Source organism: Saccharomonospora azurea NA-128 (assembly GCF_000231055.2).
Taxonomy (GTDB): domain Bacteria; phylum Actinomycetota; class Actinomycetes; order Mycobacteriales; family Pseudonocardiaceae; genus Saccharomonospora; species Saccharomonospora azurea.
This window is the reverse complement of the sequence record NZ_CM001466.1, coordinates 769,896-784,443: the sequence shown is the minus strand read 5'-3', so window position 1 is coordinate 784,443 and position 14,548 is coordinate 769,896. Positions and strand designations below refer to the sequence as shown.

The window sequence follows — 14,548 nt, the reverse complement described above, 5'->3', positions numbered from 1 at the left end:
AGTGGCTGGCCGAGCGCGACCGCGACGTCGCGCGGACGGCGTGGCGGGAGGCGCTCGCCGGGGTCGACGAGGGAACGCGACTCGCCCCGGCGACCGCGCCGACGAGGGTGGACCGCCCGGGACGCGTGACAGTCGAGCTCGGCCGCGCGTTCAGTGACCGGCTCCGCACGTTCACGCGCGAGCGGGGCGTCACGGTGACGACCGTGTTCCAGACGGCGTGGGGCCTGCTGCTGGGCAGGCTCACCCGGCGCCGTGACGTCGTCTTCGGCTGCCCCGTGTCCGGACGGCCCGCCGAGGTCGACGGCGTGGAGTCGATGGTCGGTCAGCTCGGCAACACCATCCCGGTGCGGGTGCGGTGCAGCCCCCGGCAGCGGGTGGCCGACCTGCTCGCCCGCGTGCATGAGGAGTCGGTCGCCCTCACGGAGCACCATCACCTCGGGCTGCCGGACATCCAGCGCGCGGTGGGCGTGCAGGAGCTGTTCGACACGATGCTCGTGATGGAGAACTTCCCGTTCTCCGGCCGGGGCTCGATGCCCGTGGCGCCGGGACTGGAGCTGTCCGGCGTCCACATCACCGACGCGACCCACTACCCGTTGACGGTCGTCGTGATCCCCGAGGACGAGATCACCGTGGGGTTCGGGTACCAGCCGCACGCCTTCTCCGAGGACACCGTCCGCGACTACGGCCGCTGGCTGCACACGCTGCTGCGGGAGATCGTCGCGGACGCCGACCGCCCCGTGGGGCGGGTGCCGACGCTCGACGCGGAGGAGACCGCGCGGATGGTGCGGCTCGGCGCCGGTGCCTCGACCCGGCGACGGGATTCGTGTTTGACCGAGTTCGGCCGCTGGGTACGGCGCAAGCCCGACGCCGAGGCCGTCGTGTGCCGCGACCGGCGGCTCACCTACGCCGAGCTCGACCGGCTGGCCAACCGGCTCGCGCACGCGCTGCTAGCCGCCGGAGTCCGGCGGGAGGACCCCGTGGGTGTGCTGCTGGGGCGCGACGTCGAGATGATCGTGGCCCTGTTCGGTGTGCTGAAGGCGGGCGCGGTGTACCTGCCGCTCGACCCGAGCTACCCGGCCGAGCGCCTCGCCTACATGGTCGGCGACGCCCGGCCCACGGCGTTCGTCACCGACGCCGCGGCCCTGGAGACGCTCGGCGGCACCGTGCCGGGCGACCCCGCCGCCCCGATGGTGCGCGTGGACGACCCGCACGTGCTCGGCGATCCGGCGATGCCCGCGGCCGATCCGAACCGCGACACCGACCCCGAGCACGCGCGGGCGGGGCTGGCCGAGGACTCGCTGGCCTACGTCGTCTACACGTCCGGCACCACCGGTAAGCCGAAGGGCGTCGCCGTGCCGCACCGCGGTGTGCCCGACCTGGTCTCATTGCAGGAGGACGTCGTCGGGGTCACCGAGCACGACCGGTACCTCCACTTCGCGTCGACGAGTTTCGACGTGGCGTTCTGGCAGACGATGGTGCCGCTGCTGTCCGGAGGCACGCTCGTCGTCGCACCGGAGGAGGTGCGGGTGCCCGGGGACGAGCTGCTCGACTACATCGCCGAGCACCGCGTCACCGGGGTGAACCTGCTGCCGTCGTTCCTCGCGGCCATGCCGGAGGACCGCACGGTGGACGAGGACGTGTTCTTCGTCGTCGGCGCCGAGCGGCTCGACCCCGAACTCGCCCGCCGCTGGGGTGAGGGACGCCGCGCGCTGTTCAACGCCTACGGCCCGACCGAGGTCACGATCAACTCGGTGACCTGGCGGTACGAACCCGGCGAGTCCGGCACCGTCCCCATCGGGCGGCCCGACCCGAACGTCCACGCCTACGTCCTCGACGAGGCGTTGCGACCGGTGGGCGTCGGCGTGATCGGCGAGCTGTACCTCGGGGGGCCGAAGCTCGCCCGCGGCTACCTGGGTCTGCCCGGGCGCACCGCGCAGGCGTTCGTCGCCGACCCGTTCGCCGACCAGCCCGGCGCGCGGATGTACCGCACCGGTGACCTGGTGGCCTGGCGCCCGGACGGGCAGCTCGTCTTCCTCGGGCGGGCCGACCGGCAGGTCAAGATCCGTGGGTTCCGCATCGAGCTGGGCGAGATCGAGTCGGCGCTCAGCAGCCACCCGGACGTGCGCGGGTGCGCCGTCGTGGTGCGCGACGACCGCGAACGCCGGCTCGTCGGGTACGTCATCCCCGCCGGGGAGGCGACGTTCGACCCGGAACGGCTGCGTGAGGACCTGCTCGCCGAGTTGCCCGACCACCTCGTTCCCACGGCCTTCGTGGCGCTGGACCGGCTGCCGCTCACGCCGGGCGGCAAGCTCGACGAGGCTGCGCTGCCCGCACCGGAGCGTGGCCCGGCCCGCCCGGCACGGGAGCCGGAAACGCGGGCGGAGGAGGTGTTGCTGCGCCTCGTGCGCGAGCTTCTCGGCACCGACGACGTCGGGCTCGACGACCGGTTCCTGGAGATCGGCGGCGACAGCATCGTGTCGCTCCAGCTGGTGTCGCGGGCTCGGCGGCACGGCCTGCGGCTGCGTCCCCGCGACGTGCTCGACGGCGTCACGCTGGCCGGTATCGCCGCCCGCTGCGCCGAGGAGGGCGAGACCACCGACGACCTCACGGGCCCCGCGACCGGGGACGCCCCGCTCACCCCGGTGATGCTCGACCTGCTCCGCCGCTGCGCCGACACGCCCCAGGGCCTGGACGCGGCGCGGGACTTCTGCCAGTGGACCGAGCTCTGCGTCCCGGCGGGCGGTTCGCCCGAGGTGTGGCGCGCCGTGCTCGACGGTCTGCTCACGCGCCACGCCGTCCTGCGCGCACACCTCGCGCACGGTGGCGACGAGCCGGTGTTGCGCATCCCCGCGCCCGGCGCGGTGACGGCGGCCGACGTGCTCACCCACGTCGTCGCCCGGCCCGGTGAGGACGTGCGGGAGATCGTCGACGCGCGGATCGCCGCCGCGCGCGGCGAGCTGGACCTGTGGCGCGGACCGCTCCTGCGTGCCGTGTGGGTGGACCGCGGGCCGGACGAGCTCGGCAGGCTGGTCCTCGTCGCCCACCACCTGCTGGTCGACGGGGTGTCCTGGCGCATCCTGATCGACGACCTGGCCCAGGCCTACGCCGCCGTGTCCTCCGGTGCGGAGAGCCCGAGCACGGCGGGGAGCGGAACGTCGTTCCTCGGCTGGACCCGGGCCCTGCGTGCCGCGGCGGACCAACGGCGGACGGAGTCGCCGCACTGGAAGCGGGTGGTCGACGGTCTCGGCGGGAAGCCGCTGTCGGCCGTCCCGTTCGACCCGGCGCGCGACACGGCGGCCACCGCGGTGCACCACGAGCTCCAGCTGACTCCGGAGCTCACGCGCACCCTGCTGACGACGCTGCCCGCGGCGTTCCACACGACGCCGGACGCAGTCCTGCTCACCGCGTTCCTCCGCGCCGTCGCACAGTGGCGCGACCGGGCACCGGAGCTCGTCGTCGCACTCGAGAGCCACGGCAGGCCCGCGCACCGGCCCGACGGGACGGGCGAGGTGGACCTGTCGCGGACGGTGGGGTGGTTCACCGCCGTGTACCCGGCGCACCTCACGGCGCCCGAGGAGACGTCCGCCGCCGCGGTGAAGGCGGTGAAGGAGCAGCTGCGCGCCCACGGCGACGGGCTGGGGCACGGAATCCTGGCCGCCGCGGGGGAACCCGAGCTGCTGTCGGCGCCACGGCCGCAGGTGAGCTGGAACTACCTGGGCCAGTTCCCGCCCGCGCCGCAGACCGAACGACCGTGGCAGGCGCCGCCCGGCGCGACCCCGTTCGGCTCCGGAGGCGACGCCCTGCCCATGCCCTTCGGCCTCATGGTGGACGCCATGGCGTGGGACGACGGCGACGGCGCGACGTTGCACGCCCGCCTCACGTGGCCGCGCGCGCTGTTCACCGACAACGAGATCGCCGCGCTGGGGGAGGCGTTGCGCGAGCAGCTCGCGACGCTCGCCGCCGACCCGGACCTGCCGGCTGGCGCAGGGCACACGCCGTCGGACTTCCCGCTGGCCCACCTCGACCAGTCCGCGGTGGACCGGCTCGAACAGCGCTATCGCGTCGTCGACGTGCTGCCGCTGAGCCCGTTGCAGCGGCTGATGCTGGAGCACACGCGCGCGTCGGTCGGCGGGGTCGACCCGTACACCGTGCAGGCGGCGTTCTCGCTCGACGCCCACTCCGGCGAGGTGGACGTGCCGGCCCTGCACGCGGCGGCAGCCGACCTGGTGGCCCGGCACGCCAACCTGGGTGCCGCGTTCCCCGACGAGCCGGGGCTGGACTCGGTGCAGGTGCTCCTCGCCGACGCGGCCCCGGACTGCCGCTACGTCGACCTGTCCGACGTATCCGATGTGGACGAGCAGGAGCGGAGAGTCGACGAGCTCCTCGCGAACGACTTCGCCGAGCGATTCGACCTCGCCGCCGGAGCGCCGATCCGGCTCACCGTCGTCCGTCGCGACGCGCGGCGCGTGGAGCTCGTGCTCACCAGCCACCACGTCCTCTCCGACGGCTGGTCCGCGCCGAGGATGCTCGGGGAGATCTTCGCCGCCTACACGGCGCGCACCACGGGTGCCGACCCGGCGCGGACGCTGCCCGCGCCCGTGCCGTTCACCCGGTACCTGCGCTGGCTGGCCGAGCGGGACCGCGACGCCGACCTCGCCGCCTGGCAGGGCGAACTCGCGGGCCTGGGCGAGGGGGATTACCTCGTCGGCGACACTGCCGCGCTCGACACCGGAGCGGCCCATCCCGCCCCGGTCGTGTTCGAGGTCGAGCCGGAGCTGGTGCGCCGCCTGACCGAGGTCGCGGCGGCCCGCGGGTTGACCGCGGGCACGCTCGTCAACGGCGCGTGGGCGGCAGTGCTGGCGGCGTGGTCCGGGCGTCGCGACGTGTGTTTCGGCACGATGGTGTCCGGGCGGACCCCGGACGTGGACGGCGTGGAACACATCGTCGGGTTGCTCGCCAACACCGTGCCCGTGCGGACGCGGCTCACCGGAACGGCCGCCGAGGCGTTCGGCGCGGTACAGGCGCGGCAGCAGGCCCTCGAAGGCCGACACGCCGTCGAGCTCGCCGAGCTCGAACGCGCCACCGGCCTGCGGCGCCTGGTCGACAGCCTCCTCGTGTTCGAGAACTATCCGGTGGACCCCGACGCCCTCGCCGAGCCCGCTCCGGGGCTGCGCGTGGTGGGCACGCGGTTCCGCGAGTTCACCCACCACCCGGTGACGGTCACCCTCATGCCGGAGGGGAAGGGCTGGCGCGGCATCGTGGCGTGGCGTCGTGGCGCGGTGACCCGGGTCGACGCCGAGGCGCTGGCCGCCACGCTGTGGGAGGCCCTGCGTGCGCTGGCCGACCCGGGTGTGCTCGACGCCGACGTCACCGCCCTGCTCGACCTCTGTGGACGCGGGGTGAGGCACCGATGAGCGGAGACACCCGGGAGCGCGTCGACGGCAGGCTGCTCGGCATCGCCTCGGTGCTCGTCCTCGGCACGTTCATGGCCTCCCTCGACGCGACCATCGTCAACGTCGGGCTGCGCGTGCTGAGCCTGGACTTCGACGCCTCGATCACCGAGGTCCAGTGGACGGGCACCGCCTACCTGCTGGCCGTGGTGGCCGCGGCGCCGATGACGGGCTGGCTCGGGGAACGTTTCGGGCTGCGCCGCACCTGGCTGGGCGCGGTGACGGTGTTTCTGATCGGCTCGGCGGCGTGCGCGCTCGCCTGGTCGATCGGCTCGCTCGTGGTGTTCCGGGTGGTGCAGGGCCTCGGAGGCGGCCTGCTGGCTCCCACCGGGCAGGCGCTCCTGGCCGCGATCGCGGGCCCGGGGCGCATGGGGCGGATCATGAGCATCGTCGGGATCGTCCCGATGCTCGCGCCCGTCGTGGGGCCGCTCGCCGGAGGTCTGATCCTGCGCGTGGCCGACTGGCCGTGGCTCTTCGCGATCAACGTGCCGGTCGGGCTCGTCGCGATCCTGCTCGCGCGACGACTCGTGCCGACGGTGCCGCCGCGCGACGCCGTGACGCGGTTCGACGTGCGCGGCGCGCTGCTGCTGTCGCCGGGGCTGGCTCTGCTCGTCCTCGGCCTCACCGAACTGGCCTCCGACCGGGCGAACGCCGTGTCGACCGTGCCGCCGCTCGCGCTCGGGGCGATCCTGCTCACGGCGTTCACCCGGCACGCACTGCGCGGCGACCGCGTGCCTCTGCTCGATCTCCGGCTGTTCGCGACACCTCCGACTCGGGCGGCGGCGCTGGCTCTGTTCGTGGCCGCCGCGTCGGTGTTCGGCACGATGTTCCTGCTGCCGATGTACCTGCAGGCGGGCCGCGGACTCTCGACGTGGGACACCGGACTCGTGCTGGCCCCGCAGGGGTTGGGCGCGGTGCTCGGCTCGCTGGTCGTGAACCGGACCATCGACCGGTTCGCGCCGCGCACGCTCGCGGTCACGGGGGTCGCGCTCGTCCTCGTCGCGACGGCGCCGTTGACCCAGCTCGCCGCACTTTCGGACGGCATGCTCGCCGGCGTGCTGCTGGTGCGGGGACTCGGCACTGCCATGATCGCCTCGCCCGTGCTCAACCTTGTCTTCAGCACCGTCGACCGGGCCCTGCTGCCGCGAGCGTCGAGTGCCTTCGCCTTGCTCAACCACGTCGGCGGAGCGATCGGCACGGCGGTGGTGGCGGTCCTGCTCGAACTGCGGCTCACGGTCGAGGCACCCACGAGCGCGTTCTCCACCACGTTCTGGTGCGTGCTCTCGTTGTGCGTCATGGCCCTGCTCGGGGCGCTCCGCCTGCCCGCTGAGCACCCCTCACGAGGCCGCGGGGCGCTCACGCGCGCAGGGTCGCACCCCCGTCCACGTAGAGGTCGTGCATCGTGATGTGCCGCGCCTGGTCGGAGGCCAGGAACACCACCGCCGCGGCGATGTCCTCCGGGGCGGCGATCCGGCCGAGGGGGATGCCCACGCGGTAGCTGTCCAGATCGCCCCGCACGACCGGATCGGCGCCCTGCTCCGTCCACATCGACCGCTGCATCGGGGTGTCCGTCGATCCCGGTGCCACGACGTTGCACCGGATGCCGTACTCCGCGAGTTCGAGGCCGAGGCATTTCGTGAACATGGTCGCGGCGGCCTTCGATGCGGCATAGGCGGCCATTCCGCTGCGCGGCACTCCGGCCGCATTCGACGACACCGTGACCACGCAGCCGCGGCGCCGGGGAATCATTCTCCGGGTGACTTCTCGGGACACGGTGAAAACGCCCGTCGAATTGACGTCGAACGTGCGTGCCCATTCCTCGTCGGTGCACTCCACCACGGTGCCGAGCTGCAGCACGCCCGCCACGTTGGCGAGCACGTCGATCGGCCCCAGCGTGCTCTCGACCTCGGCGACGAGGTCGGCGACCGCCCTCGAATCCGTGACGTCGGTGGTGAAACCGGTGATCCTTTCACTGTCCGCGTAGGACTCGCGAACGTCGGGGGAGCGGTCGGCCGCCGCGACCACGGCCCCGTTGTCGCGCAGTGCGCGGGCCACCGCCGCACCGATTCCCCGACCCGCCCCGGTGACCAAGGCGACCTTTCCGTCGATTCCCTGTGAACCCACGATCGTCCCGCCGTTTCCGTCGACGTGAAAAACCTTCTCGCAAAGACAGTGGTATCACGTCGATCGAGCAGTGTCGGTAGCCGTGGGAAATATTTCACAGGACGACGCGGGGGTGCCGCGAGTCGTCGTGAAAAAAGCCTCACCCGGGGGCGACCCGGTGCAGCGCCAGGGTGTCCCAGCGGTGGAGCGCGGCGTCCGTGGGAGCGACCACCAGCCGGCCGACTCGCATCCCCTCCCCGGCGGGGGCCTGCTCCCCGCGCAGCCGGGCCTCCACGAAGCCGCGCAGCCGTTCACCGCAGCGGCGGTAGAAGCGCAACTGGGTGCGGCGCCCGAAGAGGCGCCAGCCCAGCGAGGTGAGACGGCCGAGCGTCGGCGCGTCCTGGGAGTAGCTGGACGCCACGAACTCGACCTCCCCCGAGTGCTGGTGTTTCACCACCTCGTAGGTGACCTTGCCGCGCTCCAGGTGGCCCTCCAGCGTCTCGTACGCCCAGCCCCACGCTCTGTCGCCGTTGGCGCGGTGTTCGTCGACGACGTCGGTGATCCGCACACCGCAGTAGAAGTGCATCAGGTGGAACCGGGCTTCCAGCAGCAGGTCGCGCCCGAGCAGGGGAGAGGCCGGGTCGAACACGGCCCGGATGATCTCGGGCGGGGAGAACTCGTAGTCCCGCACCAACTCGCGGGCAGCCTCCCAGGAGCCGCCCGGCTCCGGCTCCCCCGGCTTCTCCGCAGGCAGCGCGGCGTGGTGCGTGTCGATGTTCCAGGCGGGACGGCGCACCTCGTCGACCGAGTAGTTGATGTCGGCGTCGGCGAGGTCGGCCCACGCCCGTGCGGGGTCGAGGTGCCCGAAGACCCAGTCGCCCCGCGGGGTCACTCGACGTCCCGCAGCGACTCACCGATCGACCACATCATCGGCGGCCAGAGTCCCACGAAGAGCGCACGCCGCTCGGCGTTGCCCCGCTGTTGCTGGTCGACCGTCTTGGCGCGCACCCACAACCCCACACACAGTGCGATCGTGCCCAGCGAGGCCAGGTGGAAGTGGTTGCTGCGCAGTCCTGTCCGGTGCAGTAGCCGAACCACCATGTGCGTTCTCCTCGTCGACTCGTGTCAGCGCGCCGGGCGCGGGTACTCGGAGTCTGTACCCGATTCTCGTCGGTCCTCGACCCCGGACAACGGCTGGAGGGCGCGGATGGAGCGAGTTCGTCAGGGGGCTGCCGTCGTGTCGCGGTGGCTCTGGGGCACCACCCTCGTCACCTGGCGGTACCTCTGGGACACCACGCCACTGCACCGGTACGAATGCCGGGGAGACGAGCACGACGGGGCCCCGCCGGTACCGGAGCACGTCGTCGACGACCGCGCGCAGCTGGCGGCGGACGGGCACGGGCCGTTCTTCCACCGGCGGTTCCAGGTGAGGATCGCGGACGCCCGGCTCGACGCCGCGCAGCTCGTCGACCGCGTGATCTGCGACTTCGAACACTTCGTTCCCCGTGAGGTCGTCGGCATCCGGGCCGACGGCGTGAACGGACGAGGGCTCGACGTCGGCGACGAGCTGCTGGTGGAGATGCCGGGCCCCTGGAACGGTCCGGTGCGGGTCACGCACCGGGACACCACGTCGTTGCGGTTCGTGACGCTGCGCGGTCACCTGGAGGCCGGGCAGGTGGAGTTCCGCGCCGATTCCGAGGACGGGGTGCTCGTGTTCGTGATCGAACTCTGGGCGCGCCCCGCCGGCCGGCTCGTGCACCTGCTGTACTCGCACCTGCGGCTGGCCAAGGAGGTGCAGCTCAACATGTGGGTGCGCTTCTGTCTGGCCGCGGTCGCGACCTCCGGAGGACGGCTCCTCGACGGCGTGCACGTCGACACCCGCAGCCTCGACCCCGCCGGGGCCGGGTGTTGACCGACCGGCCCCGAGCCGCCTGGAACCGACCGCACCGGTGCTGCGTCGAACGCCGCATCATGCACCGTGCGAAGGAGGAGTGGTGGCGGACGGATTCAAGGTCGAGCCCGCCGAGCTCGTGGGATACGCCGAGCTCATGAAACGCAACGCGGAGCACTTCCTGACCATCAAGGAACACGCGGTGTCGAAGGGCGGTGACACCTCCGGCTTCACGGGCTTGTTGTCGCTGCTCGTCCCCGTGGTGACCACGGTGGCGGACCTCTACGGCGCGACGCTCGACTTCGGTCACCAGATGTTGACGAAGGACGCGGCGGGGCTGGAGAAGGCCGCGCAGGCGTACGAGAAGCGGGACCAGCTCAACGGGGAGAACCTGGGTCTCATCGAGCAGGGCATCAACACGGTGCCCGGCGCGCCGGTGCTGGGAGGTGCGCGGTGACCGCCTACGCCGATGTGGAGGACCCGGCCGCCGCGCTCTCGGCGGCCGCCGACGATCGCCCCGGTCGACAGAGCACCAAGGAGCTCATCGAGAAGGCCGGCTGGAAGATCCAGGGCGTCAACTGGATCTACGAGAAGGTGACCGGCGAGAACCTCGTCGAGTCGCTCATCAATCCGCTGCTCGGCGATTTCGAGAAGATCGATGCCAACGCGAACGCCTGGGACCAGGTGTCCAAGGCGCTCGACTCGGTGCGACGCAACCTCGACGCGGGTGTCGACCAGCTCGGCGAGTACTGGCAGGGCGACGGCGCGTCGAGTTTCGCCCGCCGCATGGACTCGATGTGGGCGCTGGCCATCGAGGCCGATTCTCAGGTCGCGCGCATGATCGGTGACCGCTTCAAGAGCATGGCGAACACGTGCCGGACGGCGACGAGTATCGCCTTGTCGCTGCTCGACAAGCTCGTCACCAAGCTCCTGGAAGCCGCCATGACCGCGTGGATTCCCGTGGTGGGCTGGGGCAAGGCGGTCTGGATGGTCTACGACGCCGTCCAGATCGTCGACGCCATCCGCAAGATCATCATCTCGATCCAGACGCTGATCGAGGGCGTGCAGGGCATGGTCGACGGGATCGTGGGCATGGGCACCGCGCTGATGAAGATCAAGGACATCCGGGACGTCAACGACGCGCTCGACGTGCTGGACTCCTACCAGCAGGGCCAGGAGACCTACGCCAACGGGCTCAGCGCGGCCAAGTCGGGCGCTTTCGGCGTCGCGATGAACGGCTACAAGCTGAACGGCGCCGTCAACTCCGCGACCGGGCGTTATCCCGCGTCGCCCGGCACGCCCACCACGCCGTCGTCCCCGCCCGCTCCGTCCTCGAACACCGGAAACACCGGAGGCACGCCATGACCTTCTACGACCGGGACCGGCTGGACGCGCTGGTCGCCGACGTGGACGCGAAGCTCGTCGCAGTGGACCGGGCGGCTTCGGAAGCGAACCGGGTGGAGGTCCGCTCGTCGGGACTGTCCGAGCAGGACCTCGCCGCCATCGAGCGGCATGCGGAGAGCGCCCGGGCTCCTCGTGAGTTGAAGGACCTGGTCTCGCGGATCAAGGAGGGTGAACTCACGTGGTCGGACATCTCCTCCGGCCGCGCACTCGACGACGAGGGAGTGCAGGCGGCCATGGCCGCAGCGCTGCCCGACCTCGCCCGTGCCCATCAGGAGCTGCGCGAGGGACAGGATCCCGACGACATCATCGGTGCGGCACAGGGTGACGACGAGGAGGGCGGCTCGATCCTGCGCCGCGGCTGGTGAGGTGACGTCGTGCTCAGCCGGCGGGCCACGCGGATCCGGACGGTTTCGTGGTACCCCGGTTGTGCACGATGTCCCAGGCCAACGCCGCGGCGATCGCGAGCTGTCGAGCCGGTGAGCCGAGGTCCGGGTGCAGTCGCAGGACATCCCGGCGGACCCTTCGGCCGTCCCGTGTGGCCAGGGCACCGACCCGCAGCGGGGCGAGGTCGCCGAGGCGCCCCAGCGGCGTGCCCGTGCCATCGGCCAGGACGATGTCGGAGGGGCCCTGCCGGGCCAGGGAACCGAGCGACACCCCGGAGGGGTCGGTGACGAACACCCGGGTGTGGCGCACGGAGAAGCTCTTCCGGATGCCGAGGACCTCGCGCCCGTCGGGAAGCGCCACGCGCAGGTCGAACGGCGTGTGACCGGAGAACCCGGTGGCCCGCACCAGGGACAGCGGCCCCGGCCCGGACCGTTCGCCGACCGTGGCGAGGGCGCGGTCGTGCTCGTCGTAGACCGAGACGTCGTAGGTCGTACGCCAGAGCGCGCGACGAAAACCGCCGGGATGCTCGACGAACAGCGTCGGTGCGGTGAACAAGTCCACGGCGGGAGCCTACGGCCTGTGTCCGCGTCCGTCCGGCGGCCGCGCGGAGCGGCGACTCAGTAGTCGTCGCGGCCCGTGAACTGCTCCTCCAGCAGTTCGGCGGAGCCGGTGACGAGTTCGAGCGGGTCGATGAACTCGTTGATGTCGAGGTTCACCAGAGGCAGCGAGTGGCGCAGCACCAGGTGCTCGCCCATCAGCACGGCGCCGCCGACCACGATGGTGTCGCCGATCTCGGTCAGCACCGCGTGCAGGTCGACCTCGTCGGCGCGGGCGAACGGGGTCGCGATCTGGACCCACTCCTCCTTGCGGTCGAGCAGTTCTCTCGCGATCACCACGACCTGCGCCCGCCGGTCGTCGAAGGAGATCCGCACGCGGATCTCGTCGGGCTCGTCGCGGATCACGTCGTAGCTCTCGCGGACGTAGGCCACCAGATCGCCCCACGTTGCCACCCGGACTCCCTCCCCAGTTCCCCGATGCGGCCGGACTCGACCACCCAGATGATCAAGACTAGCCCGTCCTCGGCACAATCAGCGGGTGGAACGTCGCTTGCTGCTCGCTTGTCTGGCGCTCGTACTGGCCGCCTGCACCCCCGAGCCGGGACCGCCTCCGCCGTCGCCGACCTCGTCGGAGCCGCCTGTGGAGCCGACCTGCCCGGACAGCGGCGTGCGTGCCTCCGTGGGGCTGGAGGAGGCGGCGATGGGCCTGCGGGTGATCGGGCTCGAACTCACCAACTGCGGCGACGCGCCGTACCACCTCGACGGCTACCCGTCGCTACGGGTGCTGGGGCCCGAGGGCGAGCAGCTCGACGTCCGGGTCCAGCACGGTGCGGAGGGGATCGCGACGATCGAGAGCTTCGAGGTGGCGCCCGAACCGCTGACGTTGGAGACCGGCGAGGTGGCCGGGGCGAGCATCGTGTGGCGCAACACCGACACCAGCGGCGGCGCGCAGGCGGTCGGTCACACGGTGTCGATCGCACCCGCGCGGGGCGAGCCGTGGCAGCCCGTGGAGCTGGACGACCGGTTCCCGAACGGCCTGCACATCGACCTGGGCACCACGGGCACGCTCGGGGTGAGCGCGTGGCACCGGTGAGGTGATCCGGTGCGGTGAGGTCACGCGCGCCCCCGGCTCAGGGCGCCGTGTCGTGCTCCAGCTCCGCGCTCGCCTGACCGCCGGGTCCGACCGACGCTGCGCGACGGACGAACAGCGACGTGAGCACCACGACCACCGCGATGCAGCCGGCGGTGACGAACGCCGCGTGGAGCCCGTCGGCGTCCGGGCTCACGGCGTCGGCGGCGCTGCCGAGTGCGGCCACGGTGACGAAGACGGCCGTGCCGAGCGCACCCGCGACCTGCTGCAGGGTCGACAGGATCGCGCTGCCGTGGGAGTGCAGGTGGTCGGGCAGCACACCCAGCGACTCGGTCATCAGCGGCGTCATCATCAACGACAGCCCGACCATGAGCACGACGTGGATGGCGATCACCAGTTCCAGCGGCGACGTCGGCCCGAGCGCGGTGAACGACCACAGCGCCGTCGCCATCGCCAGAGCGCCCGGGACGACCAGGGGCCGCGGCCCGAGCCGGTCGTACAGGGCGCCCACGGGGCGGCCGAGCAGGCCGAGGATCAGACCGCCGGGCAGCACCGCGAGTCCACTGACGAACGTGCTCGTGCCGAGCACCGTTTGCAGGTAGAGCGGCAACATGATCGAGCCGACGCCCAGCAGGCAGATGAAGAGCAGTCCGGACAGCACCACGCCCACCACGAAGCTGCGGTGTGTGAAGGGGCGCAGGTCGAGCAGCGCACGGTCGGCGCGTTGCAGGGCGAGCTGCCGCAGCGTGAACGCGGCCAGTGCCAGCACCCCGATCGCGATGGCCACCCACGGCGGGACGACGGCTGCCTCGGCCGGCGACCCGATGGAGGCGAGGCCGTAGAGCAGGCCGCCGAACCCGAACGCGGACAGCAGCACCGACACCAGGTCGAGCGGAACGGCGCGGGTGGGACTGTGCAGGTGGAACCACTTCCAGCCCACGGCCAGCGCGATCAGCGCCAGCGGGAGGACGAGGACGAACATCCACCGCCAGCCCATCGAGGACAGCAGGGCGCCGCCGATGGTGGGACCCACGGCGGGCGCGACGGCGATGACGATCGTGATCGTGCCCATCATCGAGCCCCGCCGTTCCGGCGGGATGAGGCGAAGCACCGAGGTCATCAGCAGGGGCACCATCACGGCGGTGCCGCACGCCTGCACGATCCTGCCGACGAGCAGGAGGCCGAAACCGGGTGCCAGGGCGCACAGCAGCGTGCCCGTGCTGAACAAGGTCAGCGACGCGAGGAAGATCTGCCGTGGCGTGAACCGCTCCAGCAGGAAACCGGTGGTCGGGATGACGACGGCCATGGTCAGCAGGAATCCGCTGGTCAACCACTGCACCGTGGTGGTCGCGACCCCGAGTTCCACGGTCAGATCCCGCAGCGCGACGCTGAGGATCGTCTCGTTCAGGATCATGACGAACGCCGACGCGACGAGGACCGCGATCAGCGTGCCACTGCGCGCTTGGCCGGAGCCGCGGTCGGATGCGGAGTGTTCGGCGGGGGAATTCTCGATCATGAATGGGGCAACCTCGTCGCACGTGAGTTCGCAGCGGATGTGGTGGAGTCGCCGAAAGCGGACACCGATGTCGCGACGCGTGACTCCCCCGCGCAGAGCCTAGCCCGAGCGGCCGGTCGGCAGCGACGTCTTATCACTGCCGTGGGCAGTGAC

At 71.9% G+C, this 14,548-nt stretch carries 13 protein-coding genes; 7 read left to right on the top strand and 6 right to left on the bottom strand.

The genetic code is table 11. The features are described 5' to 3' along the window. Both SACAZDRAFT_RS03735 and SACAZDRAFT_RS03730 read left to right on the top strand, forming a co-directional pair. The coding region (locus tag SACAZDRAFT_RS03735) for a non-ribosomal peptide synthetase (RefSeq protein ID WP_005438836.1) at positions 1-5,414 on the top strand (5,414 nt) is incomplete at its 5' end. Then, positions 5,411-6,856, top strand: a complete 1,446-nt coding sequence (locus tag SACAZDRAFT_RS03730) for an MDR family MFS transporter (RefSeq protein WP_005438835.1) — start codon at positions 5,411-5,413, stop codon at positions 6,854-6,856. The genes SACAZDRAFT_RS03735 and SACAZDRAFT_RS03730, both read left to right, overlap by 4 nt. Here SACAZDRAFT_RS03730 and SACAZDRAFT_RS03725 read toward each other — a convergent pair. From SACAZDRAFT_RS03725 to SACAZDRAFT_RS03715, 3 genes are all read right to left on the bottom strand, one after another. After that, positions 6,807-7,574 (bottom strand): 2,3-dihydro-2,3-dihydroxybenzoate dehydrogenase, encoded by a 768-nt coding sequence (locus SACAZDRAFT_RS03725; RefSeq protein WP_005438833.1) that lies wholly within the window; start codon positions 7,572-7,574, stop codon positions 6,807-6,809. The genes SACAZDRAFT_RS03730 and SACAZDRAFT_RS03725 overlap by 50 nt on opposite strands. Positions 7,575-7,713: 139 nt before the next feature. Beyond that, positions 7,714-8,445 carry a DUF1990 family protein gene (locus tag SACAZDRAFT_RS03720; protein ID WP_005438830.1) on the bottom strand — a complete coding sequence of 244 codons (732 nt, stop codon included), beginning with the start codon at positions 8,443-8,445 and terminating at the stop codon, positions 7,714-7,716. Next, a complete protein-coding gene (locus SACAZDRAFT_RS03715) occupies positions 8,442-8,654 on the bottom strand; it encodes a hypothetical protein (protein ID WP_005438828.1) in 213 nt (70 codons plus the stop codon). Before SACAZDRAFT_RS03715 ends, SACAZDRAFT_RS03720 begins: the two co-directional genes overlap by 4 nt. 106 nt (positions 8,655-8,760) lie before the next feature. On the opposite strand from SACAZDRAFT_RS03715, the gene SACAZDRAFT_RS03710 reads away from it, so the two are divergent. The 4 genes from SACAZDRAFT_RS03710 (at position 8,761) to SACAZDRAFT_RS03695 (ending at position 11,213) form a co-directional block, all read left to right on the top strand. Continuing rightward, the gene (locus SACAZDRAFT_RS03710; protein WP_005438826.1) at positions 8,761-9,465 is read left to right on the top strand and encodes a DUF1990 family protein; all 705 of its coding nucleotides are present in this window, start codon (positions 8,761-8,763) and stop codon (positions 9,463-9,465) included. Between the two features lie 82 nt (positions 9,466-9,547). Next, positions 9,548-9,901: a hypothetical protein gene (locus tag SACAZDRAFT_RS03705; RefSeq protein ID WP_005438825.1), complete on the top strand. Its 354-nt coding sequence runs from the start codon at positions 9,548-9,550 to the stop codon at positions 9,899-9,901. Continuing rightward, a complete protein-coding gene (locus SACAZDRAFT_RS03700; RefSeq protein ID WP_005438823.1) occupies positions 9,898-10,809 on the top strand; it encodes a WXG100 family type VII secretion target in 912 nt (303 codons plus the stop codon). The genes SACAZDRAFT_RS03705 and SACAZDRAFT_RS03700 overlap by 4 nt, the downstream gene beginning before the upstream one ends. Beyond that, the gene (locus SACAZDRAFT_RS03695) at positions 10,806-11,213 is read left to right on the top strand and encodes a hypothetical protein (RefSeq protein WP_005438822.1); all 408 of its coding nucleotides are present in this window, start codon (positions 10,806-10,808) and stop codon (positions 11,211-11,213) included. The genes SACAZDRAFT_RS03700 and SACAZDRAFT_RS03695 overlap by 4 nt, the downstream gene beginning before the upstream one ends. Positions 11,214-11,226: 13 nt before the next feature. On the opposite strand, the gene SACAZDRAFT_RS03690 is transcribed toward SACAZDRAFT_RS03695, so the two are convergent. Both SACAZDRAFT_RS03690 and SACAZDRAFT_RS03685 read right to left on the bottom strand, forming a co-directional pair. Beyond that, entirely contained in the window at positions 11,227-11,793 is a 567-nt protein-coding gene (locus SACAZDRAFT_RS03690; RefSeq protein ID WP_005438821.1) for a hypothetical protein, read from the bottom strand. Positions 11,794-11,849: 56 nt separating this feature from the next. Then, entirely contained in the window at positions 11,850-12,242 is a 393-nt protein-coding gene (locus tag SACAZDRAFT_RS03685; RefSeq protein ID WP_005438820.1) for a hypothetical protein, read from the bottom strand. 85 nt (positions 12,243-12,327) lie between these two features. Here SACAZDRAFT_RS03685 and SACAZDRAFT_RS03680 point away from each other — a divergent pair, with 85 nt between their 5' ends. Next, on the top strand, positions 12,328-12,882 hold the full coding sequence (locus tag SACAZDRAFT_RS03680) for a DUF4232 domain-containing protein (protein ID WP_005438819.1): 555 nt from the start codon (positions 12,328-12,330) through the stop codon (positions 12,880-12,882). A gap of 37 nt (positions 12,883-12,919) precedes the next feature. On the opposite strand, the gene SACAZDRAFT_RS03675 is transcribed toward SACAZDRAFT_RS03680, so the two are convergent. Beyond that, positions 12,920-14,395, bottom strand: coding sequence for an MDR family MFS transporter (locus tag SACAZDRAFT_RS03675; protein ID WP_005438818.1), 1,476 nt, complete (start codon positions 14,393-14,395; stop codon positions 12,920-12,922). Between the last annotated feature and the right edge of the window lie 153 nt (positions 14,396-14,548).